Here is a 1718-nt window from a genome sequence, read left to right as displayed (position 1 = left end):
GAACGGCATCCTCGAAGGCCTTGGCATCAGCCTGCGGCAGGAACCAGCTCTCGATCCCGCACCGCAGTCGCCAGCTGGAGTCGTCACAGGTCAGGTACAGCCCGTCAGCCGGCGCCGTGCGCACGACCTCGCCACCGACCCAGACCTCTCCCTGCTGGCGCAGCGGCACGTAGGCGATGCCGCGTTGGGCGTCCAGGGCCTGCTGCTCCTCCTCGGTGACCGGGTTGACCTCGTCGAACTGCTGGCGGGGCAGGTCGGGGTAGCCGAGATCGACGTAGGCACCGCGGAAGGGGTCGATCGGGTCGACCGGCTGCACCCGCAGCACGACCTCGTCACCGGTGAACCGCGCCGACAACTGCGGCCAGACGGCGACGGCGAGCAGCGCCAGGCTGGTGAGCACCACCCCCGCGACGCGTGCGAGGTGCCCGGTTCGGCTGCGCCCCGTCGGGGGCACCGGCTGCGCCGGATCAGGCCGGATGCCGCTCTCGAGGGCGGTCATGACAGGGCCTCCTTGGTCTCGCTCACGAGCCGTCGGCGGCCCCGGTCGGCGAGGATGCCGGTGCCGATCAGGACGAGGCCGACGATGAGGAACAGCGCCGCACCCGACACGATCGGAGCGAACACGGCGAACGCCTGCACGGTGACGAAGATGACCAGGGCGGCCGTCGCCAACCACGTGAGACGGCTCGTGTCCCGCATCCCGCCGAGCACGGCATACCCGCTCGCGACGAACAGGTAGGCGACGACGGCGAAGACGGCACGTGCCCACGCCCCGGGCGGCAGGTTGGCCGTGTCCATGACGTCCTGGTCGAAGCGCCACAGCGACAGCGCGATCGTCAGGGCCAGCGCCAGCGCCGACAGGGCCACCTCGAACCGGTCGACGCGGTCTCCGCGGGCCAGGGCCAGCACGGCGAGACCGCCCGCGACCGCGAGGCCGAGCCACAGCGCGATGCTGCCCGCAGCCTCACCCCAGGCGAACGGCAACGCGGCGATGAACAGCGCCACCAGGCCCAGCGCCGCCCCGATCTCGCGCCACGGCAGGGCGAAGTCGCGCCAGCCGACCACGCTGTGCACCACCCCGATCGAGACCCCGGCGAGGGCAGCGGCCGCGAGGGCGGTCGAGACGGCGAAGGCGCCCTCCCCGGCACTCATGACCTGCCAGACGAACCAGAAGGCGATCAGGCCGATGCCGAGAACGAGCGGCGCCACCCCCCGCACGGCATACGCCCACAGCACGGCGCCCAGACCCCACACCCCGACGAGGATCGGCTCGAACGCCGGCACCTGCAGGCTCTGCGCCGCTTGGAACACCACGGCCCCGAAGGCACCCGCGGCGAGCAGGCGCACCGCGCCCACGACGGGGGATGCCGTGTCGCCCTCGCGCTCGCGGCGCCCCGCGAGCACCTCGGCGGCACCGATGAGCCCCAGCCAGATCACCACCATGAGCAGGAAGCGCACGAGCGGCGACATCTGGTCCAGGTTCGACGCGACGAGCCAGATCAGGCCGAGCCCGACGAAGCAGGCCCCGAGGGTGAGGACGATGTGCGAGAGGGTGAAGCGCCGGCTCGCGACGTAGCGGTTGCGGATCGCCGACGCGGCGACCGGGTCGACGAGGCCTTCGGACTGCCAGTGGGCCAGTTCGCCCTCCAGCCAGTGCAGCTGTCCGGGGGTCGCGGCGACGACGGGGGCGTGCGGAGCGGGACCCGGCTGACCGGGCT

Annotated in this window: 2 protein-coding genes; both read right to left on the bottom strand. The window is 72.7% G+C overall.

Annotated elements, in window-relative coordinates; all coding sequences use genetic code 11:
• Nucleotides 1–499: GDYXXLXY domain-containing protein (locus PLL68_RS06715; protein ID WP_324532845.1), on the bottom strand; the 499-nt coding region annotated here is incomplete at its 3' end.
• Nucleotides 496–1718, bottom strand: a 1223-nt coding sequence (locus tag PLL68_RS06710) for a DUF2157 domain-containing protein (protein ID WP_324532843.1), incomplete at its 5' end; no start/stop codon positions are given. The genes PLL68_RS06710 and PLL68_RS06715, both read right to left, overlap by 4 nt.

Origin of the sequence: Ornithinibacter sp. (assembly GCF_035443565.1) — a bacterium.
In the GTDB taxonomy this organism is placed as follows: Bacteria; Actinomycetota; Actinomycetes; order Actinomycetales; family Dermatophilaceae; genus Fodinibacter.
The sequence above is the reverse complement of the archived record's forward strand: the minus strand, read 5'-3'. Positions and strand labels throughout refer to the sequence as shown.